The organism is Pleomorphochaeta caudata (assembly GCF_055395745.1).
This window is the reverse complement of record NZ_AP042458.1, coordinates 2,679,160-2,705,743: the sequence shown is the minus strand read 5'-3', so window position 1 is coordinate 2,705,743 and position 26,584 is coordinate 2,679,160. Positions and strand designations below refer to the sequence as shown.

Below are 26,584 nucleotides of genomic sequence, written 5' to 3'. Positions count from 1 at the left end.
AGGAAAAATGAAAAAAGTTTTGGTTTTTGGAAGTTTAAATTATGATTTAACTTTATATGTTGATGAATTACCTAAGAAAGGGGAGACAATAACTTCAAAAGAAATGAAATACTCTATTGGAGGTAAAGGCGCTAACCAAGCTGCCACTCTTGCAAAATTAGGATTAGAAGTTTATATGGTAGGAAAAATTGGTCGAGATGATGAAGGTAAAAAAATCAGTGAAAAATTAAAATCCTTAAATGTAAATGTTGAATCAATTATAGAATGTGATAAAAACACAGGGAAAGCTTTTATTACTGTTAATAAAAAAGGGAAAAATACTATCGTAATCTCTGGTGGTGCTAATAGTGATATAGACAAAAATTATATAACTCAATTTAGAGAAAAGATAAATTCAGTAGATGCAGTATTAATGCAACTTGAGATACCTCTAGAGGCTGTAAAAGAATGCTTAACTGTAGCTAAAGAATTAAATAAATTAACTATTCTTAATCCAGCTCCAGCCATTATGTTAGATGAAGAGGTATTAAGTAAAGTTGATATTTTGATTCCTAATGAAACAGAATTGGGTGTTTTATATCAAAGAGATGTTATTAGTCACACTGAAATTTTAAATGCATGTAAATATTTAAATAATAATGGTGTAAACACAATTATTGTTACTTTAGGTAAAAAAGGATGTGCTTTATTTAATAAAAATGAATTAACATTTTATGAACCACATGATGCTATAGTAGTTGACACTACAGCTGCTGGTGATAGTTTTATTGGTGGTTTTTTGTATTCTTACTTAAACGATAAAGGAATAGAGAAATCAATAGATTTTGGACAAAAGGTATCTGCTATTACTGTTTCAAGAGAAGGTGCGTTAGCAGCAATTCCTACAATTAATGAAATTATTAATCCATAAAAAAGGAGTGAAATTATGTATAAGAAAGGATTTTTATGCGTATTAGTTTGTATCATGGTGTTAATGACATCATGCGCAAAAAAGAGTGATGAAAAGGTGGCAACTACAAATAGTAGTGAAGCTTCAAAGAAATTAGTTTTTGTTGTAACAGGTCAACTTGGAGACAAATCATTTAATGATTCTGCAAATAGAGGAGTTCAAGAAGTTGCTTCAACATTAGGTTATGAAACAAAGGTTATTGAAATTGGTCGTGAACAAACAAAATGGTTACCAACTTTCGAAGATTTAGCTGATTCAAATGAGTATGATATTATCATTACAAATGGTAGTAATGCCGGAGAACTTATTACAACTGAAGTTGCTCCGAATTTCCCTGATCAAAAGTTTATCTTGTTTGATACTACAATTGATGATTCTAATGATAATGTTTATGCAATGAGTTATAGGCAGAATGAAGCTAGTTATTTAGCTGGAGTTTTAGCAGCAATGGTTACTAAATCTGATATGGAATTTGCTAATAGTGAGAAAAAGATTGGATTTATTGGTGGTTCAGAATGTCCTATTATTAGCGATTTCTTAGTAGGGTATATTGAAGGTGCTAAATCTGTTGACCCAGAAATTACTTGTTATGTTTCTTATATTGGTTCTTGGGATGATTCCGCAAAAGGTAAAGAAACTGCTATTGCCCAATTTAACCAAGGTGTTGATATTACTTTCCCTGCTGCTGAACAAGCTGGTCTTGGATGTGTAGATGCCGCTCTAGATATGGGAAAATATATTATTGGTGTGGATTCTGATCAAGCAATGTTATTCGATGAAAGTGCTCCAGATAAAGCTAATATAATTTTGACATCTGTTTTAAAACAAGTTGATAAATCCATAGTTCGAGCTGTCAAAAATAATGATAATGGTATTCTTCCATGGGGTACTTATGAATCATTAGGTTTAGCCGAAGGTGGTGTTGGGCTTGCTGATAATAAATATTATCAATCAAATGTTCCACAAAATATAAAAGATGCTGTGGTCAATGCAAAAGAAACTATTGATAATGGGAATGTTTCAGTTATGAGTGCATTAACTGATTCACCTGAGGCAGTTCAAGCAGTAATTGATTCAGTTGCACCACAAAATTAATTTTTGATATTTGAAGAAGACTAATATTTAGTCTTCTTCAATAATAAGGAGTTTCAAATGCCAGATAATATTTTGGAGATGCAAGATATTACAAAAATATATGGAAATGGTGTATATGCTAATAAAGAAATAACATTAAAGGTTAAAAAGGGTGAAATTCACGCATTAATGGGTGAAAATGGCGCAGGAAAATCAACTTTGATGAAAGTTTTATTTGGTATTGAACAACTTGATGGTGGTAAGATTTTATTTGAAGGGAAAGATGTTACAAATAAAAATCCACAAGAAATTATTGATGCTGGTATTGGTATGGTTCATCAACACTTTATGTTAATTAATTCTTTAAAAGTATATGAAAATGTAATATTGGGAATGGAACCTAAAAAAGGAATATCAACGAATGTAAAAAAATCTATAGATTTAGTTAAAGATCTTTCTAAAAAATATAATTTAAAAGTTGATCCTAATGAAATTGTAGATAATTTATCTGTAGGAATAAAGCAGAAAGTAGAGATTCTAAAAGTATTGGCAAGAAATGCTAAGTTATTAATATTAGATGAACCTACTGCTGTATTAACCCCACAAGAAACTCAAGAATTGTTTGAGCAATTATTACTTTTAAAAAACGCAGGACATACTATAATCTTTATTTCTCATAAGATTAGAGAAGTTATGCAAATTTGTAATAGAGTAACAGTAATTAGGGGCGGAAAATTTGTTAAAACTATTGATGTTGAAACTTCAAGTGAAGAAGAAATTTCAAGATTAATGGTAGGTCGAGATGTTATTTTAAAGCTAAATAAAAAACCACCAAAATTTGGGAAATGTATATTAGATGTTAGAAATGTTAGTTATACAAATTCTCTCCATAAAAAGAAATTGAATTCTGTAAATTTTAAACTTCATAAAGGGCAAATTTTAGGAGTTGCTGGAGTTGAAGGTAATGGGCAAAATGAATTAGCTGATTGTATTTTTGGACTCAATAATGCTAAGGGTGAAATTCTTTATGACGGAGAAGATATATCTAATTATTCAATAATGAAAAGACGTAATAAAGGGCTTTCATATATACCCGAAGATAGGATTTCTACAGGTTTAGCAGAACATTCTATGGTATGGCAAAATTTAATCATTGATAGGATAGATAAAGATGATATTAAGTCCTATAAATGTTTGGATTATAAGAAAATTAGGAATTTTTCTAAGGAAAAAATTAAAGAATTCCAAATCTTATGTAAAGATGAAAATCAAGAATCAGGTATGTTATCAGGTGGTAATATGCAAAAGATTGTTGTTGCTCGAGAAATGTCTTCAAATCCAAAGTTATTAATTGCCAATCAACCTACTAGGGGTATAGATGTTGGAGCTAATGAATTTATATGGAATAAGTTAATTGATTATAGAGATAAAGAAGCTGCAATATTATTAATTTCTGCAGATTTAAATGAAATTTTAGAATTGAGTGACAGTATTATGGTTATGTATGAAGGCGAAGTTACTGCATATTTTGAAGATAGCAAATCTGTTAGTGAAGAAGAATTAGGTAAGTATATGTTAGGTTTGAAAAAACAAATGAGGGATGAAAGGTTATGAAAAAGCTACATGTTAGAACAAGAGATATAGAAACTCTAAGAACCTTATTAGCTATTGGGATTTCTTTGATAATTGTTTTTTCAATAATTTTAATTATTAGCAGTGATCCAAGTTTAGCTATTTCTAGTTTTCTATTTGGACCTGTTCAGTCTTTAAGACGATTTTTAAGTGTATTTGAAAGAAGTGTTCCATTAATGTTTACAGGACTTTCTGTAATATTATTACAACGTTCTGGATTGTTTAATTTAGCTATGGAAGGAGCCTTTTTTATATCTGCTGCTGTTTCAGCTGCTGTAATATTATTTTTTAAAGTTCCTCTTCCTATTGCGATGATTGCTGGTGGAATTACAGGCGCGATTGTTTGTTCAATTCCAACTATTTTAAAAGTAAAATGTGATGCTAATGTTTTAGTTACATCTCTAATGTTGAATTATATTTGTCTATATGTTGGATTATATATTATTGTTGGACATTTTCTAGATCCAAAAATTAATACAGCTTTTTCCTATAAATTTCCTGAAGGCTCTCAATTAAAGCGTTTATTCCCTGTTTCAAGAATTAATACTGGAATAATTATAGCCTTATTATGTGTTTTATTTGTTTGGTTCTTAAATAATAAAACTTCATTTGGATTTAAGGTAACAATGATAGGTAAAAATTCAAAAATGGCTAGGTATGCTGGTATGAAGATTGATTCTTTAATTGTTGTATCTTCAATGATTGGTGGGTTTTTAGCTGGTTTGGGTGGTGCTGTAGATATGTTTGGTATGTATTCTAGATTCCAATATACAGCTTTAACTAATTATGGTTGGGATGGGATATTAATTGCAATCTTGGCAAAAATGAAAGCTAAGTATGTTCCATTTGCTGCATTATTTTTAGCTTATATGAGAGTTGGAGCTGACATCATGTCTATGAAATCAGATGTTCCAAGTGAAATGATTTCTATAATTCAAGCTGTAATTATTATTTTAGTATCAGCTCAGTATTTATTACAGAATTATAAAAAGAAATTAACTGTAAGAGAAACAAAAGAATTTGAGGTGGCCTCATGTTAAATGTTATATTATCGTTTTTTACTCCTGAATATTTATTTACTGTAATTAGAGTAATGACACCAATTCTTTTTGCTGGATTATCCTGTATGGTTTTCTTAAAGGGTGGAATAGATCCAATTGGAATTGAAGGTATTATGCTCCTTTCTGCTATGGCCGGTTCAGTTGGTGCTTATTATACAAATAGTGCTTTTTGGGGTGTAATAGTTGCAATCTTATGTGGAATTATTGTTTGCTTCTTATTTGGATTTGCAACTTTGCAACTAAAAAGTGTAGAAATTCTTGCAGGAATTGCAATTAATACTTTAGCAGCAGGATTAACTATTTTTATTATTTATTATGTTGTAGGAGAGAAAGGTTCAACACAAAGTTTAGCTAATCCAATAGTTGGAAATTTAGATATTCCAATTATCAAAAACATTCCAATTTTAGGTGAAATTATATCAGGACATAATGTTTTAACTTATATAGGCTTAATTTTAATGTTTGTTTTATCCTATATGCTAAACAAGACCCCATTAGGATTAAGAATTAGAAGTGTTGGTGAAAATAGAGTCGCTGCTGAATCTGTTGGTATTAATGTAATGAAATATAAATATATTGCATTAGCAATTGCAGGAACAATGGCTGGTCTTGGTGGCGCATTTATGTCGATGGGATATGTTTCCTTTTTTTCTAAAAATATGATTGCTGGTCGTGGTTGGATAGGTATGGCTGCTGAAGCTATGGGACGAGGAAATCCATTTGGAATATTTGCCTCTTCTTTGATATTTGGTATTGCTGATTCTTTATCTGTACGATTGCAGTTGTTTAATTTACCTTCACAATTAGTAAACACAATTCCTTATGTTATAACAATTGTCACTATATCTATATATTCATATAGAGCAAAAAAAGCAAAGAATAGGAGTAATTAAAATATGAATGCTGGACAAATTGAAAGAAATTGGTTGGAAAATGCAGTTCCAAGGAAAGAAGACATTGAGCATAAAATAGATTGGATGAATTATGTTAAAAAAGGGCAGATTTCAGATGATCAAATTTTAGTTGACTGGGTGTCAAAAGTTCCAGGAAGTAATGCTCCATGCCATTTAGTTATTGCTGCAATTCAAGCTATGAGAAATAAAGGATATTGTGTTGAAGAAGCTGAAGAATATATGGAAACAGGTCTTGAAGCTGTAAATAATAAGGATTATTCAACTTTACAGAGAGTAACTGCTAAAATATATTATTTATTGAATAACGCCAAATTAAATAAAGATTCAGATTATCATAAGTTTAAAAAATATACATCTTGGGAAGAAATATCTGCAAAAATAAGTTTTGATGAATTTATATATGATATTAATTCTGATTCTTTTGCTGAATCAATTAAGGCAGGTTGGATTGCACAATTAATTGGTGGAGCTCTTGGTACCCAAATTGAAGGATATACAAAGAGAAATATTGAAAAAGTTTTTGGTAAGAATATTTCAACATATCTCAGGCACCCTGAGACTTATAATGATGATATAACTTATGAATTAGTTTTTTTAGAAGCTTTTGAGAAAAAAGGTAATAATATCACATCAAATGATATTGCTGAGGCTTGGCTTGAATTAATTGCTGATGGTTATAGTGCAGAGAGAATAGCTTTAGAGAATTTAAGGAGAGGTCATTTTCCACCTAATTCTGGTTTAATAGATAATTATTTTAGTGATTGGATTGGTGTTCAAATGCGAACAATGGTACATGGTATGGTTGCTCCTGGGAATCCTAAACTTGCTGCCAAATTGTCAATTTATGATGGGGTTGTATCACATTCTAATTCAGGAATTCTTGGAGGTATGTTTAATGCAGTTATGGTTTCTTTAGCTTTTGTAGAAAAAGATATGAAAAAAGTTATTGAAAAAGCAATAAAATATATTCCGGATGACAGTGAATATTATTCTGTTATTAGTTATGCTTTACAACTCTGTAAATCTTATTCTAATTGGGAAGTTGCATGGGCACAAGCAGAAGGAAAATATAAATATTATAATTGGATTCATGTTTATCCTAATATTGTTGCAGAAATAATTGCTTTATGGTTTGGTAATAATGATTTTGAGGAAACAACTAAAATTATTTGTGGTTGTGGCCTTGATGTTGATTGTACAGCAGCTCCAGTACTTAACATATTAGCAATAGCTACTGGTTCTAATGTTATAAAGGAAGAATTAATTTTACCTTTAAATAATGAAGTTAAAACTATTTTAAGAGATAAAAGAATCATTTCAATTGATAATTTAATTAAAAAAACAATTAATTTAACTAGAGATGCAAATAAATAAATTTAAACTATTTGAACTGGTTTAAGATTTTTTAAACCAGTTCAAATATAAATAGATAATATATGTGATGACATATTTAGGATTTATTTATTGCAATATATAAGGCCCCATCTAAAGCGTTAGTCTTTAATGGAGATTGTTTAAGCCCTCTTGATTCATTTTTTTTAGTTTGATTATATTTTTGTACTTCAGAATTGAAGAATTGAGTAACAATTTCATCATGTTCAAAAACACCACCAGCTGTTATTAGAGGTCTGGAATTTACATTTGGGAGTCTATTGTGAACTGATAAAACTAGATTAAATAATTCAATAGCACTCTTTTGTAAAATATCTGTAGCTAAAGGATCTTTTTCTCGAGCATATTTGGTTACTATGTATGCAGCTGAAGCTACACTAGCTTTATCAAGATTTGGATTATGGAAAAATTGAATTGTATCTTCAATTTTTTTAAGATTGAAAAAGTTTAATAATTCATCACCCATATTAGTTTCTAAATCACGATTTTCACTACTTCTAATAATTCTTCTAATAGCTTCAAGTGCAATATTTGAGGCTGAACCTTCATCTCCTAATCTCCAGCCAAAGCCTCCAGCTCTTACAATATTTCCAAATTTATCTTGCCCCATTGCTACTGAGCCTGTTCCAGAAATTAAACAAATTCCATCATTATAATTTAGAGCACCTACCAGTAGTGCTTTGATGTCTGTTGTAAAAACAGTTTCCATAGTAGGGTAGTTTTTTTGAAAAAAATCTTTAAAAATTTTTAATTCAGATTCTCTTGCTAGTCCTGCTGAGGCGATACATATTCTCTTAACATCTTTTACATCAATGTTTTGTTTTGATAGGGAAGTATTAATTAAAGCTTTTAATGCTTCTAAACTTTTTTTAGCTCCAACGGAAAATATGTTTATACTATCCCCTTGGCCTATAAAAAGTTTTTTAGAATTATTATCACCTATAATTAATCTGCTTTTTGTACCACCGCCATCTATTCCTAAGAAATATTGCATTTAACTCCTCTCTTGTCTAATACTTTGTTAATTGAACCATTACTTTGAGCTAATAAATCTCTAGCACTACTTGCTTCTATATTTAGCATAAGCATTATCATAGCGGTTTTTGTTTCTTTATTTGCTTTGTAAAATGCTTTTTCTGATGTTTTGTAATCATATCCAGTTACTTCACATATTAAATTGATAGCTCTATCAATTAATTTAATGTTTACTGGCTGTAGATTTACCATAAGATTATTATACACTTTACCAGTTTTTATCATAGCTGTAGTGGTAATCATATTTAAAACTAATTTTTGTGCCGTACCTGCTTTCATTCTTGTAGATCCAGTAACAATCTCTGGGCCAACAGGTAAGTATATTGAATTATCTTTACCACATATTTCAAAAGACTTATTATCTATATTACAACTTATAGCAGCAACAGAAACACCAATTTGTTTTGCATACTTTAATGCTTCAACAACATAATTAGGCCCTCCAGAAGCTGATATTCCAATTAAGACATCATTTTTACCAATTTTATTATCTTTAACTGCTTGAATTCCAGCTTCCCCGTCATCTTCAGCATTTTCAATTGATCTTGTAAGTGCAATATTACCACCAGCAATAATTCCTTTAACTAATTCTAGTGGAACCCCAAAAGTTGGAGGACATTCAGAGGCATCTAAAACGCCAAGCCTTCCAGAGGTTCCCGCACCTATATAATATAGATGACCATTATTATTAAATGCTTTTATAACTTTTTCTACAACGTTACAAATTTGTGGTATAGCTGTCTTAACAGCATCAGCTACTTTATGATCTTCTTCATTGATAATTGTTAATATTTCAGAAGTTTCTTTTGTATCAATTCTGTATGAAAGAGGGTTTCTCTGTTCTGTTGCTAATTTTTTTGTTTTCATAAAATCATGATAGTATTAATATTTTTAAAAAGCAACAATTATTTTTGATTATTTATAAAATAATATGAAAATAATTTTTACTTACAACATATTTTCTCTAAATAAAGGCTTTATTTAACGATTTTTGCCTATATCGATATGTATGAAAATTACTAAAAATTTTAACTTTTTTTTATTATTGAAAATTTCTTTCGAATATTATTAAAAATTATTGAAACTTCTTGACATATTTTTTAAGCGTGATAAACTTTGATTAAAGCACAAGGAGGTGTCTTTATGAAAAAAAGAATTTTTATTGCTTTACTTATTCTTGCAATGATTTTTTCAGCAAGTGTATTTGCAAATGGAACACAAGAGGCTTCAAGTTCAAAAACTGATAAAGTAGAATTAACTTTCAGTTCTTGGAGAACAGAAGATGTTCCTGTTTACGAAGAAATAATTTCAATGTTTGAGGCTGAGAATCCAAATATTGGAGTTACTTATCGTCCTTATAAGACTGAAGAATATCAAACAGTTTTAGCTGCAAACTTTAAGGGAGGAACTGCAGCTGATGTTATCCATTTAAGAGCTTATGGTAACTTTGAACAATTCGCAAAACCTGGTTATTTACTTCCTTTAACAGAAGAAAATGTTCCTGGATTAGCTAATTTTGATGCTACATCTTTAGCTGGTGGTACTAGTATTTATGATAATAATGTTTATGGTGTACCTTATGCTAGCCAATCTTTAGTAATTTATTATAACAAAGACATTTACAAAGAACTTGGTCTTTCTGAACCTCAAACATGGGCTGAATACATCTCCAATTTACAAGCATGTAAAAAAGCTGGTGTTACCCCTATTTCAAATGGTACTTATACTGGTTGGATGAATGAAGTACTTGTTGGTTTAGTTGGTTCAGGTGTTTATAAAAATTCTTTCTTTGATGATGTTACTTCAGGAAAAACTAATTTTACAGATCCTAGATATGTAGCAGCATTGGATAGAGTTAAATCTTTAACTCCTTATTTCCCTGATGGTTATGAAAGTATTGATTATGTAGCACAACAAATGCTTTTTATTAATGGCATGGCAGCACACTTTATGGGTGGAATTTGGGAAGCTTCATATTTCTTAAGTCAAAATCAAGATCTTAATCTTGGAATGTTTGTTTGCCCTCCAGAAGAAATGGGTGGTCAACGTTATATCGCATTCTATATGGACGGATCTTATGGTGTAAATAAGAGTTCTACACATCAAGCTGAAGCTTTAAAATTTGTTAATTTCTTAGCTTCAAAAGAAATTCAACAACTATTAAGTGATAAGCTAGGTGTTAAAACTGAACATAAAGATGTTGTACCTCAAAATTCATACTTAAAGATTGTAAGTGATCCTAATTTAGTTAAGGTTCCTTATGTAATGTTAGTTGGATTTAGATATGAACAACCTACTGGTTCTTCATTATTACAAACTGGAATACAAGCATTAATTTCTGGCGATATGACAAGTGAAGAAGTCTGTGCAACTATACAAAAAGGTGTAGAGACATATTACGAACCATTCCAGAAATAATTAACTGGAATTAATAACTGCTTTTACTGATTTCGGTAAAAGCAGTATTTTTGGAGTACTTGATGAATAAAAAAACACGAGTTTTATGGATACTTTTTTTCATTCTTCCAGGATTACTTATTGTATCAACAGTTATTATATATCCACTCTTTTCTTCAATGGTTAATAGTTTATTCTCTTGGGATGGCTTTCAGAGACAAGATTTTGTTGGATTACAAAACTTTAAGAATGTTTTTACGAAATTTCCTTATAATGAAAGATTACCTAATGCATTAAAAAACAATCTACAATGGTTTGTTTCTTCAATGTTAATTCAAAATACTATTGGTTTACTTTTTGGATATTTATTAAGTAGACGTATCAAGGGTAGTAGTATTTATAAAAGATTATTTTTTATGCCTGTTTTGTTATCAATCGTAGCAGTCGGATTTTTATGGAAATTATATTATAACCCACAATTTGGACTATTTTTCCAATTGTTCAAAGCTTTACATATTGAGAGATTTTATTTTTCTTGGTTAGGTAATCCTGATACAGCAACTGCAGCTTTAATTGTTATGAACATTTGGCGTTGGATTGGATTTCCTACTCTAGTATTCTTAGCAGCTATTGATAATGTTCCTGTTGATTGTTTAGAACAAGCATATCTTGAAGGAGCATCAGAATGGAAAATTTTTTGGAAAATAATTTTACCTTTGATTGTTCCATCTATTATGGTTATTACTGTTTTAACACTTGTTGGTAGTATTAATGTATTTGAACAAGTTTATACAATTGGTGGGCTTGATGGCGCTCCAAACTATGCTACTGATACTATTAGTACTTTATTCTATAGAACAGCATTTGGAAGCCAAGCTTCAACAGTTCCTGTTGTTGGAATAGGATCAGCGCTTTCTGTAATAATTTATTTCCTTTGTATCACCTTTTCTGTTGGAAATATTTTGTTTTTCCAAAGTAAGGAGGTTGAGGTATGATTACAGATTTAAAATTTAGAAAATCATCAATATTGAAAAAACTTTTGTATATATTTTTTGAACTTCTATTATTGTTTTATGCTGTTGCTATAATTTTTCCAATATTTAATATGGTAATTTCATCCTTTAAAACTACTAATGAAATTTTTAGGAATCCTTTTTCATTTCCAGAAGTTATGAAAGTAGAGAATTATGAAACTGTCTGGAAGAAGGGTGGTTTCGGAATGTATTTTGTTAATAGTATTGTAACTACTTTTGCATCAATTATCTTTGTTATTCTATTTGGATCTATGGCAGCAAACGGTATTGCTAGATATAAATATAAGATGAGAATGCCAGTTTATTTGGTTTTCTTATCTGGTTTAGTATTACCTTTAAAAGCAGCTATAATTCCTCTTTTCTTATTACTTAAACAATTGTCACTAATCGATAATAGATGGGGATTGATATTGATCTTTACTGCTATGAGTCTTCCTTCGACAGTTTTTATCTTAGGTGGAACAATGAGAAGTATACCAAAAGATTTAGAATATGCAGCAAGAATTGATGGATGTAATGAACTTTCAATTTATAGCAATGTTGTAATGCCTTTATCGGCTCCTTCAATTGCTTTGGTTACTATATATAATATCGTACCAATTTGGAATGATTTCTTTTTCCCTATGGTAATGATTTCTAGTGATTCAAAGAGAACAGTACCTCTTGGTGTTTCAAGTTTCTTTGGACAATATCAAATATCTTGGGATTTAGTATTTACGGCACTAACAATCGCAATAATTCCAATGATTATTGTATATCTATTTATGTCAAAATTTTTTATTAAAGGTATGACTGCTGGAGCTGTAAAAGGTTAATTAGTTAAAATGAATGCTGAAAATAAAATTCTTAAAAAGAATTTAGAAAGTTATAAAAAATGTTTGTTTGAAGGTGTTATTCCTTTTTGGTATAACTATTCTTTAGATAAAGAAAATGGGGGTTACCATACTTGTTTAGATGAGGATGGTACTGTTTATGATACTGATAAATTTACTTGGATGCAGGCTAGGGAAGTATGGTGTTTTTCCCATATTTATAATAGATATGGAGAAAAATATAGCTACCTTTTAGACGCAGCAAAACTAGGTGTTGATTTTTTATTAAAATATTCTAGATCTGAAAATGGTGATTTCTATTTTTCAGTTGATGATAAAGGAAATCCTTTAGTTGCTCCATATAATATTTATTCAGATTGTTTTGCTTGTATAGCTTTTGCAGAATATTCTGCTGCTACAAATGATGTAAAATATCTTAAATTAGCAAAAGAAATTTATAATAGGATTCAAGCAAGAAAAGATAATCCAAAAGGTGAATATAATAAGCAAGTTAAAAATAGTAGATCTTTTCATGCTTTTGGATTTTCAATGATTCAAGTCAATTTAGCTCAAGTTTTAAAAAGATTTGATGATAATCCTATTTATGATCAAATCATTGATAAAGAAATTAGTATGATTGTAAAACATCATATTGATATAGATAAAAAAATAGTTTTTGAAAGAGTTTCTTTAGATGGGAAAAAATTTTTATGTATGGAAAATAGACTTTTATGTCCTGGTCATACATGTGAATTAATTTGGTTCTTAGCAAAATCTGCTAATGAAAAAAATGATAAAGAATTAATAAATATTCTAACTGAATCCTTAATTTGGACTTTGGATCGTGGTTGGGATAACAAATATGGTGGTATCTTCTATTACCAAGATGCACAAGGTTTCCCAACAGAAAAAGTTGAATCAAATATGAAATTATGGTGGGTTCATGTCGAAGCTTTATATGCAACTCTTTATTTATATTCTCTTACAAAAAATCAAATATTCTTTGATTGGTATGTAAAAGTTCATAACTGGTCATGGGATCATTTTAATGATGATAAAAAAGGTGAATGGTTTGGTTATTTGGAGAGAGATGGAAGTTTGGCAAAAACTATGAAAGGTGGAAAATGGAAGGGTATGTTTCATTTACCAAGAGTTTTAATGGAAAGTATTTCGACAATTGAAGAGTTGCTGTTGGAGGATTAATTATGGATGTTTCATTAAAAAACAGAAAAAGTAAAATTGGTCTTTTTTTTATAAGTTGCACAAGATTTCATGATTTAGGTCAAGGGACAAAAGATGGTACTTATTTTGAAAGAATAAAAAAAGAGACATTGAAAATTGAACAAAGTTTATCTCCTGAATTATCTATTATTAATCCTGGTGAAATCTTTAATGATGATGATATGCAAAGAGCTCTCAAGCTATTTAATTCTGAATCTGTGGATTGTATTTTATGCATGTTCCATTCTTGGTCAGAAGATAATGTTTGGGTGAAGTTTCTTAGAGAATCAAATCCTAATATTCCTTTGATATATTTTTATCCAGCAAAAGAAAACATTGGATATGAAGATTGTAGTTTGGATAATAATTTTATTCAATTTTTGACAGATGGTGGTTTAGTTGGCTCTCTTGTTGGTTCTGGTTCTATTAAAAAAATGGATCGTAGAGCTAAGGTAATTGTTGGGACAATAAATGATTGTGCTTCTAAAATAATTGATTATGCAAATGTCTCTAAAGTATCTAATATTTTGAAAAACTCTCATATTTGTGTTCTGCCAACATTTAATGAAATAATGTGGAATACTTATTTTAACCCTTATCGAATTTTTAAAAATGGGCCAGAGATTAGTTTCTATTCTTATCAAGAATATTTAAAAATTTCAGATGAAATTAGTGATGATGAAGTTAATCTATATGTTAAAGAACTAAAAGAAAGATATGTAGTTGAAGATGAAATTGATGAGATAAAATTTGCAGCTTCTGCTAGATATTCTTTAGGTCTTGATAAACTTATGAGTAAATATAATCTAGATGGTATTACTTTAAATGATGTAAGTTCTCAAATATTTGAAACGATAGGTTTAAGGCCTGGATTTTATCCTAAATCTATAAATGATAATTTAAGGTTTGTTTGTCCTGAAGCTGATTTAGGTATTGCATTATCTGTTTATATTTTAAAATTACTTTCTAATAAACAAGTTAATGTTGTTGAACCTTTCTATATAGATAAATCAAGAGATTTATTTTGTGGTGGGCATGCAGGTCCTAATGATTATAACTCAGATGAGAGTCTTAATAATGTAAAGATTGCTATAGATAAGCGTTTTGCAAAAACTAACTATAAATATGCTGGTGCCCCTTTTGCTTGGTTGAGAATCCCAGCAGGAGAAATGACTATGATTCATATTTCTCAGATTGGTGATGATATCAAATTAGTTGCAAGCAAAGTAACTTCTATAGAAGGCCCGCATAGAATTCAAGGATATACCCATTCGGAATTTAGAGTGGATGGAGATATTAATTTATTTTTTGAAAAGTTACTCGAAATAGGAACAACACAACATTTTGTAGTGGTTGAAGGTGATTATATAAAACAATTAAAAGCTTTAAGTGAACTATGCAATTTTAGTTTTTATGCAGTTTAAAATTTAGGAGAATGTGAAATGAGTTTTATGTTTAATCCATTTCCATATGATGATTGGTCAGCAGTTAATGTTCCCAATTTATCAAGTGGAGATGAAGTTAATGTGTTCGAAGGAAACTTTAAAGTTTCAAATGCTATAGTTAATCAAATTGTAGAAAAAGAAAAAAGTAAGGGTAAATGTGTAGTTTTAATATCTGGATATCCTACAGCAGTTTATAACCCCCTTATCAATTTGATTGGCAGAAACCTATATCAAAAATTTGGTTTATATTGTGATAAAATTAATATTGAAAATACATACAAGAGTTCAAAAGAAATTGAGGATTATTTTTCTGATATTTTAAGTAATGATCCTAAAAAAGATCCAAAGAATCTTTATGCTAAATTATCTCATGATAATGAAGATGTATTTTTTGATAAAGAAAAAGTTGAAAAACTTTTATTAAAACTTAAATCTAATGATAATTCAATAATTATCATTTATGGGAATTTTGCAACAACAAAACAGGTTAGAGAGTTTGCAGATATAATCTATTATATGGATGTTATTCCAAAGAATGTAGTTCTTCGTTATAAGAGAGGAGAGGCTAAAAATATAGGTGATGAAGCCACTCGTAATTATGGACAAACTATGAGAAGAGCTTATTATGTTGATTTCGAAGTTTCTTTGAAACATAAAACTGAATTGATTGATGAAAAAGTAATAGATTGGTATATAGAAGCAAGTGATAGTGATAATTTAAAAATGATCTCAAGAGATTCTTTTGAGAAAATCTGTGATGCTGTTGTAAAACAACCATTTAGATGTAAACCTGTATATTGTGAAGGTGTTTGGGGTGGTTACTCAACATTGAAGTTAAGAAACCTTCCATCAACTATGAAAAATTGTGCTTGGGTATTTGATTTAATTCCTTCTGAAGTAAGTTTAGTTATAAAAGCCGGTAGTACTTTATTAGATATTCCTTTTTATACCTTTATAAGAATGGAAAGTATTCCTTTATTAGGTAAAAAGAGTGTAGATACTTTTGGTAGATATTTTCCTGTTAGATTTAATTATGATGATACAATACACAGTAGTGGTAGTATGTCTATTCAATGTCATCCAGATGAAGCTTTTATTAAAGAAAATTTTAACGAGCTTGGAAGACAGGATGAAAGTTATTATGTTGTAGAAGCTGCTATGGGTTCAAAAACATATTTAGGATTCCAAGAAGGGAGTGACCCTCAAGAATTTATAGAAAAAGTAAAAGAAAGTGAAAAGGATCATACAGAAATAGATTATGATAAATATGTAAATTCTGTTCCATCAGTTGCTGGTATGCAATATCTTATTCCAGCAGGGACTATTCACTCCTCTGGACGGAATCAAGTTGTTCTTGAGATTGGAAGTTTAACAGTTGGTTCTTATACCTTCAAGATGTATGATTTTCTTAGAAAAGATTTAGATGGTACTCCAAGACCAATTCATTCATATTATGGTGAAAAAGTTTTACATCAGGAACGAAAAAGTAATTGGGTTAAAGAAAATTTAGTTCAAGAACCTAAACTTGTTGCTCAAGGAAAAAACTGGAAAGAAGTAATAGTTGGAGAACATGATTTAATCTATTTTTCACTAAGAAGATTAGAATTTATGGATGAAATTTATCAAAACACCAATGATCAATTTAATGTTTTAGCTTTAGTTGATGGTGAAAAAGTTAGAGTTGAATCTGTTGAAAATAGTCAATATTCATTCGAAATGAAATATAGAGATGTTATTGTTTTACCTGCGTGTGTTGGTAAATATCGAATTATTAATTTAAGCAATCATCCTGTTGCTATACATAAAACACAGTTAAAATAATGGAAAAAAAATATAAAGTAGTTCTTGCTATCGATTGTGGTGGTACATACTATAAAACTGCTTTAGTTAGTCTTGCTGGAGAATTACATGAGGGAACTTTCAAACAACTTCCCTCATGCTCTACAGGAACTAAAGAAGAAGTACTTAATCAGTTAAAAAATGTTTTAGAATTAATGAAACAAATTGCTCTTGAAAAAGACTTAGAAATTTGTCGAATTAGTTTAGGATTCCCTGGTCCTTTTGATTATATTGCTTGTTGTACCCTAATGGTTCATAAATTTATTAGTATAAAAAACGTTCCTTTGAAACCTATAATTAATGAAATAATTCCTTGTAAGGAGATTCACTTTCATTATGATTTACATGGTAGTACAAAAGGAGCTTATCTATTTGATGAAGCTAAGGGCTTTTCAAAAGTCTATTGCATTGGTATTGGTACAGGTTTAGGTACAGGTTATTTAAAAGATTCAAATATTGTAAGTCATAACCATGGACAACCTAGATATCCAATATTTCAAATGAAATTAGGTGATAACGTTCTTGAAGATTTTGTTTCTAATAGGGCTATAGTAAATGGTTATATAAATAGGACTTCATATACTGGTGAATTAGATGCAAAAATTGTTGAAGATTTTGCTAGTTCTGGGGATGAAAATGCAATTGCTGTTTATCAAAGTATGGGTGAAATATTAGGTAAATCTATTAGAAAAATTCTTACTGAATTAGAAATTGAATGCGTTGTGTTTTGCGGTCAGATTTCTAAAGGATTTAAGTATTTTGGACCTTCTTTTGAAAAAGCTGTTGCAGATATACCATATTTGAAAAAAATAGCACCTGTTAAAGATTTTGACTCTTTAGCACTGCGGGGTTTATGTTTTCTTGACGAGGAAAAGTAAATGAAAATAATTAAAATTTCCACATCTGAAGAATATATTAAATTTTTTAATTTATTTAATAAGCTTTTTAAAGAATTTTTTCTTGATATTAAATCCTTCAATGAACTTTTTTATAGTAACTTTAATATTCAAGAAACAAACTGTTATATGGCTATAGATAATAATGAACCTATTGGGATAATTTCTGGATCAATAAATAAATTGAAAAAAGATATTTATGTTCATTTTATAGGAGTAGTCCCTAATTACAGAAGAAGTGGAATAGGTAGTGCTTTATTAAATAAATTTGTGTTAGAAGATTATTCAACTTATTTTTCTGGATGTCCTAATGGATATTTAGTCCCTGGTTTAGATACAGAAATTTATAAGGGTGCTAAACCTTTTTTTGATAAAAATAGGTTTGATCAAGTTGATATAGCAATCTCAATGCAGCGCAGATTGGATTTGTTTAATAAAGCTGAATATTATGATTTTGAAGCAGGTAAATCATATTCAATTGTTACTTTTAATGATTATTATTTTCCCAGTGTGATGGAACTTTTAGAAGATTCTGAGCATGTAGAATGGCAAGATGTATTTAATAAGGCATATTTGTCTCATTCTAGGAGAAATCTTGGATGTTTAGCTATCTGTGATAATAAAGTTATTGGATTCGCTGGATTTGGTGTTATCGGTAATGATATAAGCAGATTTGGCCCAATTTATGTTTCAAAAGATTATAGAAAAAGGAAAATTGGGCTTAATTTAACAGTTTCTGTTTTAGAAGAACAAAAAAAACTTGGCTGCAAAAAGAGCTATTTTCTTTGGGGAGAAAATAACTCTGTTGCTGTAAAAATGTATATGAAATTAGGTTTTGAACCATTTAGTAATATGTCAATTTTAAAACTATCTAATAAGTAATTTTATGATCAATAGATTCCCAAGTACGTTGTAGTAATTTAATTGATTGATTGTAATCACTAGTAATTAGTGTTTGATATAATATGTCAACAATAAGCAATTGGCTTATTCTAGATAATGAAGCACCTTCTCTATATATTGATTCAACATCAGGGACATATAAACAAATATCTGCCAATTTAGCAATTTCAGTCTTTTTGAAACGTGTGATAGCTATGATAAAAGCTTTATTTTTTTTAGCTTCATTTGCAGCTTTAATTACAGCTTTATGTTCTCCAGAGTAAGATATTGCAAAAACAACATCTTGTTTGGTAGCAGAACAAGCAGAAATGGTTTGAAGTTCAGTATCTTCATTAAAAATTGATAAATAGCCTAATCTACAGAATTTTTGATGTAAGTCTTTACCAACAATACCCGATGCCCCAGTTCCAAGAATTTGGATGGATCTACAAGTTCGAATTTTCTTTACTACTTTTTCAAGAGATTCTGGATTAATCATTTTAGATAATGTTTCAATTGTATTTTTTGTAATTTGTAAAATGTTATTTGAAATTTCAGTTAATGATGCTTGTTTTGAAAAATCTAAAGAAATAGGGCCATTCTTTTTTAAACTATTATCAATGGTGAAAACTTCTTTTGCCAAAGCAATTTTAAGTTCAGGATAGCCTTTTAGATCTAACCGTTTGCAAAAACGAATAATTGCTGCAGTACTAGTATCAGCATTTTTAGCTAATTCTAGAATTGTCATATTAAGTACTTCTTTTTTATTTGAAAGTAAATACTCAGCTATTTTCTTTTCTGATGGAGTTTTACTTTGTGTTAATTTTTCTAATAAATATATTTTATTATTAATCATAGGGAAATTATATCATATTTTAATAATAGTGAAAATATATTTCATGTCTTATTGTTATTATGTGATATTTATTTTCTTATAAGATATATAATAGAAAATAATTTACAGAAAAAATTAAAAAATAATGAAAAAAATTGACAACAAGTATATTTATAGTATAATTACCTAAGCAAAGAGGGGTAGAAAAATTTCTTTGTTAATTTAATTTTAATCGGAATTAATATAAAAAAATTAACTAATTCAAACTGAATATAATATGTTTAAGGGGTAAATTTTGAACATTTTAATATGTATTAAGCAAGTTCCGGGGTCAAGTAATGTAGAAATTGATTCTGTTACAGGAACTCTTATTAGGACAAAAGATAATAATAAAATTAATCCTTATGATCTTTTTGCAGTAGAATCATCTTTGAAATTAAAGGAATTATATGGAGGTTCTGTCTCCACTTTAACTATGGGCCCACCTCAAGCTAAATCGGTCATTGAAGAATCAATAGCAATGGGCTGTGATAAAGGTTTTGTTTTAAGTGATAGAGCTTTTGCTGGTTCTGATGTTCTTTCAACAAGTTATGCTTTATCCCAAGCAATAAAAAAATGTGGTAAATTTGATTTAATAATTTGTGGTAAACAAACAACTGATGGTGATACTGCACAAGTAGGAGTAGAAATAGCTGAATTTCTAGATATTCCTAATATTAGTAATGTTGTTTCATTAAGTTTGTCTAATTCTAAAAGTCTTTTAGTTGAAAGCAATCAAGAGCATTTATTTATAACTCAAGAAATGAAATTTCCTTGTTTGATAAGTTTTGATAGTGAAATAAATACTCCAAGATTACCATCCTATAAAAGAATGAAAGAGCCAATGGATATAAAAACCTTAAGTTTGGTAGATATGGATGATACTAATGTTGTTAATTATGGGTTGGATGGATCAGCAACACAAGTTGAGAAAATTTTCCCACCTAATAAAACTACAGATAGGTATAAGGTCGAAGGAACATCATGTGATTTATCCTCGAAAATTTATGAACTACTTTTAGAAAAGAAATTCATTATTTAGGAGGATAAGTTATGGGATTTGTTATACATCAAGAAAAAATAAATAAAACTTTAGCTACTAAATTGATTAAAGCCTGTCCTTTTGGACAAATAGGATATGACGATCAAAATAAATTAGAAATAAGGTCTGGTTGTAAAAATTGTAAGCTTTGTGTAAGAGTCTCTGATGGTACAATAGAATATATTGAAGCAAAGCAAAATGAGATTGATAAAACTTTATATTCAGGGATTTTAGTATTTGTGGAGCATAATAAAGGAAAAATCCATGATGTTACATTTGAGTTATTAAATAAAGCTGCTGAACTTGCAAATGTAATTAATCAAAAAGTTTATGCTTTATTTATTGGTAATGGTGAAATCAGTAATATAGATGATTTATTTTATTATGGGGCGAATAAAGTATTTATATATAAAGATGAAGCGCTAAAAAATTTTTTAATAGAACCTTATACTGCTGTTTTTGAAGATTTTATAATTAAATATCGACCAACTGCTGTATTATTCGGAGCGACTGATGTAGGTCGAGCTTTAGCGCCAAGAGTTGCTGCTAGATTTAAAACAGGATTAACAGCAGATTGTACAGCTTTAGAGATGAAAGCTAATACAGATCTAGTTCAAATTAGACCCGCATTTGGTGGTAATATTATGGCAAGAATCATTACGCCTAATAAAAGGCCACAAATGTGTACAGTTCGTTATAAGATCTTTGATAAAGGGAAAAAGCGAGAAATCAGTAATAGAGATATTGAATATTTAAGTATAGATAAATCAAAGCTCTTTAGTAGAGTAATAATTAAAAAAATTATTGAAAAACCAGTAGTAACTGATATAAGTGAAGCTGAAATGATAGTTGCATGTGGTAGGGGCATAAAGAAGAAAGCTGATATTAAATTAATAGAAAATTTATGTAATCTTTTAGGTGCAAAAATAGCTTGTACAAGACCCATGGTTGAAAAAGGTTGGTTTAATTCTAAACAACAAATCGGACTTTCTGGAAGAACTGTTAAACCAAAACTTTTGATAACAGTTGGTGTTTCTGGTTCAGTCCAGTTTGCAGCAGGAGCAAAAGGTAGTGATTGTATTATCGCTATTAATTCAGATACTAATGCTCAAATTTTTGATATTGCAAATTATGGTTATGTAGGTGATTTATATGAAATACTTCCTAATCTCATAAGAAAAATGGAGAATTTAAAAAATGTTTAATAAAGTTAATTCTACAGATGTAAATTTTTTTAGAGAAATTTATGGGGACCGATTATTAACCGCTGAAAATATTAGTGATGATTATTGTCACGATGAATTAGGGAGTACTTGGGGAACCCCTGAGGTATTAGTAAAAGCCTTAACAACTGAAGAAATTTCTCAGACAATGAAATATGCTAATGAAAGAAACATCCCTGTCGTAGTAAGAGGTTCAGGAACAGGACTCGTTGGAGGTTCAGTTTGTATTTATGGTGGTTTAATGATTGACCTAAGTCAAATGAACAAGATTCTAGAAATTGATAAAGAAAATATAACTGTAAAAGTGCAACCAGGTGTTTTGTTAATGGATTTGGCTTCTTATGTAGAAAGTGAAGGCTTTTTATATCCGCCTGATCCAGGGGAAAAAGGAGCTACTATAGGTGGAAATATTTCTACAAACGCAGGTGGAATGCGAGCTGTAAAGTATGGTGTTACTAGAGATTATGTTAGAAGCCTTACCGTAGTTTTGCCTAGTGGTGAAATTCTTGAATTTGGTGGAAAAGTAGTTAAAAACAGTAGTGGATATAGTCTTAAAGATTTATTAATTGGTAGTGAAGGAACTCTTGCTGTGATTACTGAAGCTATACTTAAATTAATTCCATTACCTTCTTCTACTGTTAGTGTTTTAGTACCATTTGCTTCAATGGAAGATGCTATATCAATAGTACCAAAGATAATATTAACTCAAGTTTTGCCCGTTGCAATTGAATATATGTCTAAAGAAACTATTGAGAATGCAGAAAATTATTTAGGGAAGAAGTTCCCCACCCATGATTTTGATGCTTATCTTCTTTTAAGTTTTGATGGAGAACCTAATCAAGTAAAGTATAAATTATCAACAGTTTCAGATCTATGTTTAAAAGAAGGAGCTCTTGATGTTTTAATAGTTGATACAGAAGAGAGAAAAGAAAGTGTTTGGAAAGCAAGAGGTGCATTTTTGGAGGCAATTAAAAGCTCAACTACAGAAATGGATGAATGTGATGTAGTAGTACCAAGAAATAGGATTGCAGAGTTCTTACTTTATACTAATCAAATCTCAAAAGATTTAGTCATGAGAATTCAAAGTTTTGGTCATGCAGGGGATGGTAATTTACATATATATCTTTGTAAAGATAAGTTAAATGAAGATAAATGGACAGAAAAAAAAGCAAAAGCATTTGATTTAATGTATTTAAAGGCTGCTCAATATGGTGGCTTAATTAGTGGTGAGCATGGTATTGGTTTAGATAAAAAACAATACTTATTTAATGATTTAGGTGAAAAACAAATATCATTAATGCGTAATATAAAAAAGGCTTTTGATCCTAAGGGAATTTTAAACCCTGGTAAAGTTATTTAAATTTATTAACACCGTTGCATTAATACAACGGTGTTAAACCTTTTTAATTACCAAAATATACACTCGATGAATTTTCATATATGATTTTTCTCATATCATCTGCATCTAAAAATTGCTCAATATAATTCCATAAATGTTTATAAGAGTCTCTTGTTAAGGGGCTTGGAGCGTCACTTCCCCAAAGAAGTTTATTTATTCCAACAATTTCTTTTGCAAGTAGAATAAATTTTTTTGCAGTAGGATAGGGATATACTTCTGGATATACATTCCAAGGAATTGCGCTTAAATCAAAATAAATATTATCTAATTTAAGAATATTTAGCATATCTTTTAAGTATTCAAAATCATTTAAAGTTGGAGCGCCTAAGTGACAGATAACAATATTCATCTCTTTAAAGTTTTTTGCAATTTTGGCAACAGCTTCTGGTTGAAAACTATCCATTAATGGGCTTCCAATATCTAAAACTAATGTTGCATTTGAATCATTTATCATTTGATAATATTCCATCATGATTTCATTGTCTATTTTGAAAGGCGTATGATAACTCATTAGTCCAGCCCCAGTACTAAGCTCAAATTTTACAATCTTAAAGTTCCATTCTTTTAAATATAAAGTAGCAAGTTCTTTTGCATTTTTACAAAAAGGATCAAATGTTACTGCTCCAGTAAATCTATTTGGATACTTCTCAATTGCTTCTTTTACATAATGGTTTTGAAATCCATAAAAACCACCTTGTAGTATAACGGCTTTTTCAACATTGTTTTCATCCATGATTGATAATAAAGAATCAATTTCAAAAGTTTTGTCGCCATAGTTTTCAGGTATCATATTAATTATTGTACCATCTGCCCACATAGCTTTTCCATTTCCTATAGCCCTTAATTCTCCTTTAGCTCCAAAACCAGCTAAAGTTTTAAATATATGGACATGTGAATCGATTATTTTCATTTAGCAATCTCCTTATTTCTTTTAAAGAAAACGATCTTTCTTAATGAAGCTTGTCTGTGATATCCACTATCTTTTAATCTAGAATGTGCATCAATAGATACTGCAATTATAATAATTATACCTTTTACCATGCTATGATAAGTTGAAGCAACACCTAATAATCTTAATCCATTGTTAATCATGCCAACCAACAGAGCACCAAACATTGCCCCTTGAATTGAACCTTCACCACCAAGTAATGAAGTCCCTCCAACTACAATAGCTGTTAAAACATCGTTTTCATATCCATAGGCTGCTTTTGCGATAGCTTGTTGGTTCCAGCTAGCTAACATAATTCCGGCAATAGCAGCAGTGAACCCTGAAATAGCATAAGCACTAATATTAATTTTTTTGGTTTGAATTCCACTATATTTTGCTGCAGTCATGTTACCCCCAACTGCATATATCTTTTTACCAAAGGATGTGTAATTTAAAATATAATAACTAATTAATGCCATAATTATTAAAATAAATATTGCAAAAGGTATTCCAAATAATCTACCACCACCAATAAAAGTAAACATTTTTGGTTCCATTATTCCAATAACTTTATTCTTAGTTATTAATTGAGCAACACCATAGAATATGTATTGAGTAGCTAGAGTGATTAAAAAAGGAGGGACCTTAAAGAATGAAACAATTGCACCATTAAAAATTCCTACAATTATTCCACTACCAATTCCAAAGGTTAATCCTAATATCACCGCAAAAGTGGTGCATCCAAAATGTAAAATTGTAACTACACAGGTTGCTCCGCTTATAGCCGCGGTTGCTCCAACACTTAAATCAATACCGCCTAAAAGTATTGTAAAAATAGCACCGCATACCATAACTCCATAAATTGATATAGCTTGTAAAATACTTTTGAAGTTTGCTGCTGTTAAAAAGATTCCAGGTTCTTTTATTGTTAAAAACAAGCCTAAAATAAATAATAGCATCGGCTTTTGGAGTTTTTTCATTAACTCTTTATAGTTTTTTTTCTTAATTAAATCAGTCATAATCTTTCCTTTTAATTATCAAGCCCTGAAGAGGCCGTAAGTATGGTTTCTTGTGATACAACTCCAGAAGAGAATTCTTTAACAATTTCACCTTTTCTAATAATTAATATCCTATCTGATATATGTAGTAATTCTTGCATATCTGAAGATACAATTAAAACAGATAATCCTAAGGAGGCTAATTCTTTTAGCTTGCTATAAATTTCACTTTTTGCTCCAATATCAACACCAGCTGTTAATTCATCAATAAGCAATACTTTTAAATCTCTCAATAGCCATTTTCCTAATACTATTTTTTGCTGATTTCCTCCAGACATGTTTCCAACAATAAATTTTGGATTTTTGGGTCTAACATCAAGTATATTTATTGTTTTATCCCCAAGATTAGATACTTTTTTAGGAGATAGGTAAGCTCCTGTTTTTAAATCATCTAAGCTTGGAACTGTAGCATTCTCAGTGATTGATAATAGTGGGAATAGTCCCTCATCTCTTCTGTTTTCAGGAACCAAACCAAATCCATTAATAATCATGGAATCAACTGAATTAGGCATTTTTTTATCTTCGAAATAAACTTCTCCATTATCATATTTGTCTATTCCAAAAATGCTTTTTAATATTTCTGATCTACCAGAACCAACAAGACCTCCAATGCCTAAAATTTCTCCTTTATGCAAGTCAAAAGAAATATTAGTAAATACTCCTTTTCTGCATAATTTTTTGACAGATAAAATAGGTGGGGTTGTCGGACTATGAAGTTTGTTCGGTGCAAAAGATTCATCGAATTCTTTACCAATCATCATCTCGATAATTTTCTCAGGAATAACATCATCGTGTTTGATAGAATCGACATTAACACCATTTCTTAAAACTGAAATAGTGTCACTTAGCATAAATACTTCTTCTAATCTATGTGAAATGTATAAAACGCTTATACCTTTTGATTTAAGTTTTCTTATAATATTAAATAATAATTCTGATTCTTCACTACTTAAAGATGCTGTTGGTTCATCCATAACAAGCATTTCGGCATCACTATTAAGCGCTTTTAATATTTCAACCATTTGCTGTTGGGCAATACTTAGTGTCTCAACAACTGCATTAGCCTTTAATTTAAAACCATAATCATCAATTAAATCTTGAACTTTTTTATACATCTTTTTCTTTTTTAAAACGCCAAAAGATGAATCTTCTTTTCCTAGCATTATATTTTGGGCCACAGTTAGGGTAGGAATCATACTTAATTCTTGGTATATCGTGCTTATCCCAAATTTTCTAGAGTCTGTTTGAGATTTTATATCAACAGAATTTCCATTAATTATTATATCTCCACTATTTTTAGTATAAATTCCAGTTAAAATTTTTATAAGTGTTGATTTTCCAGCACCATTTTCACCAACTAGTGCATGTACTTCGCCTTTCTTAATTGTTAAGTTAACGCCTTTTAAGACTGAGACTATACCAAAACTCTTTTTTATATCTTTCATTTCTAAGAATATATTGTTTGTTTTATTCATAT

General features: G+C 29.6%; 23 protein-coding genes. 17 read left to right on the top strand and 6 right to left on the bottom strand.

The window, feature by feature from the left end; all coding sequences use genetic code 11:
- The first annotated feature begins 7 nt into the window (after nucleotides 1–7).
- Genes rbsK through ACZ5RS_RS12405 form a run of 6 tightly spaced genes read left to right on the top strand, consistent with a single transcriptional unit; the run spans nucleotide 8 to nucleotide 7,004 of the window.
- Entirely contained in the window at nucleotides 8–910 is a 903-nt protein-coding gene (gene rbsK / locus ACZ5RS_RS12430; protein WP_464635923.1) for a ribokinase, read from the top strand.
- A gap of 15 nt (nucleotides 911–925) precedes the next feature.
- Nucleotides 926–2,044 carry a BMP family ABC transporter substrate-binding protein gene (locus ACZ5RS_RS12425; protein ID WP_464635921.1) on the top strand — a complete coding sequence of 373 codons (1,119 nt, stop codon included), beginning with the start codon at nucleotides 926–928 and terminating at the stop codon, nucleotides 2,042–2,044.
- 57 nt (nucleotides 2,045–2,101) lie between these two features.
- A complete protein-coding gene (locus ACZ5RS_RS12420; RefSeq protein WP_464635919.1) occupies nucleotides 2,102–3,637 on the top strand; it encodes an ABC transporter ATP-binding protein in 1,536 nt (511 codons plus the stop codon).
- Nucleotides 3,634–4,695 carry an ABC transporter permease gene (locus tag ACZ5RS_RS12415; protein WP_464635917.1) on the top strand — a complete coding sequence of 354 codons (1,062 nt, stop codon included), beginning with the start codon at nucleotides 3,634–3,636 and terminating at the stop codon, nucleotides 4,693–4,695. Before ACZ5RS_RS12420 ends, ACZ5RS_RS12415 begins: the two co-directional genes overlap by 4 nt.
- On the top strand, nucleotides 4,689–5,609 hold the full coding sequence (locus tag ACZ5RS_RS12410) for an ABC transporter permease (protein ID WP_464635915.1): 921 nt from the start codon (nucleotides 4,689–4,691) through the stop codon (nucleotides 5,607–5,609). The genes ACZ5RS_RS12415 and ACZ5RS_RS12410 overlap by 7 nt, the downstream gene beginning before the upstream one ends.
- 3 nt (nucleotides 5,610–5,612) lie before the next feature.
- Entirely contained in the window at nucleotides 5,613–7,004 is a 1,392-nt protein-coding gene (locus ACZ5RS_RS12405; RefSeq protein WP_464635913.1) for an ADP-ribosylglycohydrolase family protein, read from the top strand.
- 76 nt (nucleotides 7,005–7,080) lie between these two features.
- Here ACZ5RS_RS12405 and ACZ5RS_RS12400 read toward each other — a convergent pair whose 3' ends face one another.
- Both ACZ5RS_RS12400 and murQ read right to left on the bottom strand, forming a co-directional pair.
- A complete protein-coding gene (locus tag ACZ5RS_RS12400) occupies nucleotides 7,081–8,016 on the bottom strand; it encodes an N-acetylglucosamine kinase (protein WP_464635911.1) in 936 nt (311 codons plus the stop codon).
- The gene (gene murQ, locus ACZ5RS_RS12395) at nucleotides 8,001–8,924 is read right to left on the bottom strand and encodes an N-acetylmuramic acid 6-phosphate etherase (RefSeq protein WP_464635909.1); all 924 of its coding nucleotides are present in this window, start codon (nucleotides 8,922–8,924) and stop codon (nucleotides 8,001–8,003) included. Before murQ ends, ACZ5RS_RS12400 begins: the two co-directional genes overlap by 16 nt.
- Nucleotides 8,925–9,200: 276 nt before the next feature.
- Between murQ and ACZ5RS_RS12390 the strand changes: the two genes are divergently transcribed.
- From ACZ5RS_RS12390 to ACZ5RS_RS12355, 8 genes are all read left to right on the top strand, one after another.
- Nucleotides 9,201–10,475: an ABC transporter substrate-binding protein gene (locus ACZ5RS_RS12390; RefSeq protein WP_464635907.1), complete on the top strand. Its 1,275-nt coding sequence runs from the start codon at nucleotides 9,201–9,203 to the stop codon at nucleotides 10,473–10,475.
- Between the two features lie 62 nt (nucleotides 10,476–10,537).
- Complete coding sequence (locus ACZ5RS_RS12385) at nucleotides 10,538–11,449, top strand: carbohydrate ABC transporter permease (RefSeq protein ID WP_464635904.1); 912 nt, start codon at nucleotides 10,538–10,540, stop codon at nucleotides 11,447–11,449.
- Complete coding sequence (locus tag ACZ5RS_RS12380; protein WP_464635902.1) at nucleotides 11,446–12,303, top strand: carbohydrate ABC transporter permease; 858 nt, start codon at nucleotides 11,446–11,448, stop codon at nucleotides 12,301–12,303. Before ACZ5RS_RS12385 ends, ACZ5RS_RS12380 begins: the two co-directional genes overlap by 4 nt.
- A gap of 9 nt (nucleotides 12,304–12,312) precedes the next feature.
- Nucleotides 12,313–13,503: an AGE family epimerase/isomerase gene (locus tag ACZ5RS_RS12375; protein ID WP_464635900.1), complete on the top strand. Its 1,191-nt coding sequence runs from the start codon at nucleotides 12,313–12,315 to the stop codon at nucleotides 13,501–13,503.
- A gap of 2 nt (nucleotides 13,504–13,505) precedes the next feature.
- Nucleotides 13,506–14,945: a hypothetical protein gene (locus ACZ5RS_RS12370; protein WP_464635898.1), complete on the top strand. Its 1,440-nt coding sequence runs from the start codon at nucleotides 13,506–13,508 to the stop codon at nucleotides 14,943–14,945.
- An 18-nt stretch (nucleotides 14,946–14,963) separates the two neighbouring features.
- Nucleotides 14,964–16,787, top strand: coding sequence for a class I mannose-6-phosphate isomerase (locus ACZ5RS_RS12365; protein WP_464635897.1), 1,824 nt, complete (start codon nucleotides 14,964–14,966; stop codon nucleotides 16,785–16,787).
- Entirely contained in the window at nucleotides 16,787–17,683 is an 897-nt protein-coding gene (locus ACZ5RS_RS12360) for an ROK family protein (RefSeq protein WP_464635895.1), read from the top strand. The genes ACZ5RS_RS12365 and ACZ5RS_RS12360 overlap by 1 nt, the downstream gene beginning before the upstream one ends.
- Nucleotides 17,684–18,583 (top strand): GNAT family N-acetyltransferase, encoded by a 900-nt coding sequence (locus tag ACZ5RS_RS12355; protein ID WP_464635893.1) that lies wholly within the window; start codon nucleotides 17,684–17,686, stop codon nucleotides 18,581–18,583.
- Here ACZ5RS_RS12355 and ACZ5RS_RS12350 read toward each other — a convergent pair.
- Complete coding sequence (locus ACZ5RS_RS12350; RefSeq protein ID WP_464635891.1) at nucleotides 18,573–19,439, bottom strand: MurR/RpiR family transcriptional regulator; 867 nt, start codon at nucleotides 19,437–19,439, stop codon at nucleotides 18,573–18,575. The genes ACZ5RS_RS12355 and ACZ5RS_RS12350 overlap by 11 nt on opposite strands.
- A 274-nt stretch (nucleotides 19,440–19,713) precedes the next feature.
- Between ACZ5RS_RS12350 and ACZ5RS_RS12345 the strand changes: the two genes are divergently transcribed.
- From ACZ5RS_RS12345 to ACZ5RS_RS12335, 3 genes are read left to right on the top strand one after another with little or no spacing between them, the layout of a single operon-like run.
- Nucleotides 19,714–20,499: an electron transfer flavoprotein subunit beta/FixA family protein gene (locus ACZ5RS_RS12345; protein WP_464635889.1), complete on the top strand. Its 786-nt coding sequence runs from the start codon at nucleotides 19,714–19,716 to the stop codon at nucleotides 20,497–20,499.
- Nucleotides 20,500–20,510: 11 nt separating this feature from the next.
- Nucleotides 20,511–21,704 carry an electron transfer flavoprotein subunit alpha/FixB family protein gene (locus tag ACZ5RS_RS12340; protein ID WP_464635887.1) on the top strand — a complete coding sequence of 398 codons (1,194 nt, stop codon included), beginning with the start codon at nucleotides 20,511–20,513 and terminating at the stop codon, nucleotides 21,702–21,704.
- A complete protein-coding gene (locus ACZ5RS_RS12335) occupies nucleotides 21,697–23,082 on the top strand; it encodes an FAD-binding oxidoreductase (RefSeq protein ID WP_464635885.1) in 1,386 nt (461 codons plus the stop codon). The genes ACZ5RS_RS12340 and ACZ5RS_RS12335 overlap by 8 nt, the downstream gene beginning before the upstream one ends.
- A gap of 43 nt (nucleotides 23,083–23,125) precedes the next feature.
- Here ACZ5RS_RS12335 and ACZ5RS_RS12330 read toward each other — a convergent pair whose 3' ends face one another.
- The 3 genes from ACZ5RS_RS12330 to ACZ5RS_RS12320 are packed head-to-tail and all read right to left on the bottom strand — an operon-like array spanning nucleotide 23,126 to nucleotide 26,582.
- Nucleotides 23,126–24,031 (bottom strand): amidohydrolase family protein, encoded by a 906-nt coding sequence (locus tag ACZ5RS_RS12330; RefSeq protein ID WP_464635884.1) that lies wholly within the window; start codon nucleotides 24,029–24,031, stop codon nucleotides 23,126–23,128.
- Nucleotides 24,028–25,068 (bottom strand): ABC transporter permease, encoded by a 1,041-nt coding sequence (locus tag ACZ5RS_RS12325; RefSeq protein ID WP_464635882.1) that lies wholly within the window; start codon nucleotides 25,066–25,068, stop codon nucleotides 24,028–24,030. Before ACZ5RS_RS12325 ends, ACZ5RS_RS12330 begins: the two co-directional genes overlap by 4 nt.
- A gap of 11 nt (nucleotides 25,069–25,079) precedes the next feature.
- Nucleotides 25,080–26,582: a sugar ABC transporter ATP-binding protein gene (locus tag ACZ5RS_RS12320; protein ID WP_464635880.1), complete on the bottom strand. Its 1,503-nt coding sequence runs from the start codon at nucleotides 26,580–26,582 to the stop codon at nucleotides 25,080–25,082.
- Between the last annotated feature and the right edge of the window lie 2 nt (nucleotides 26,583–26,584).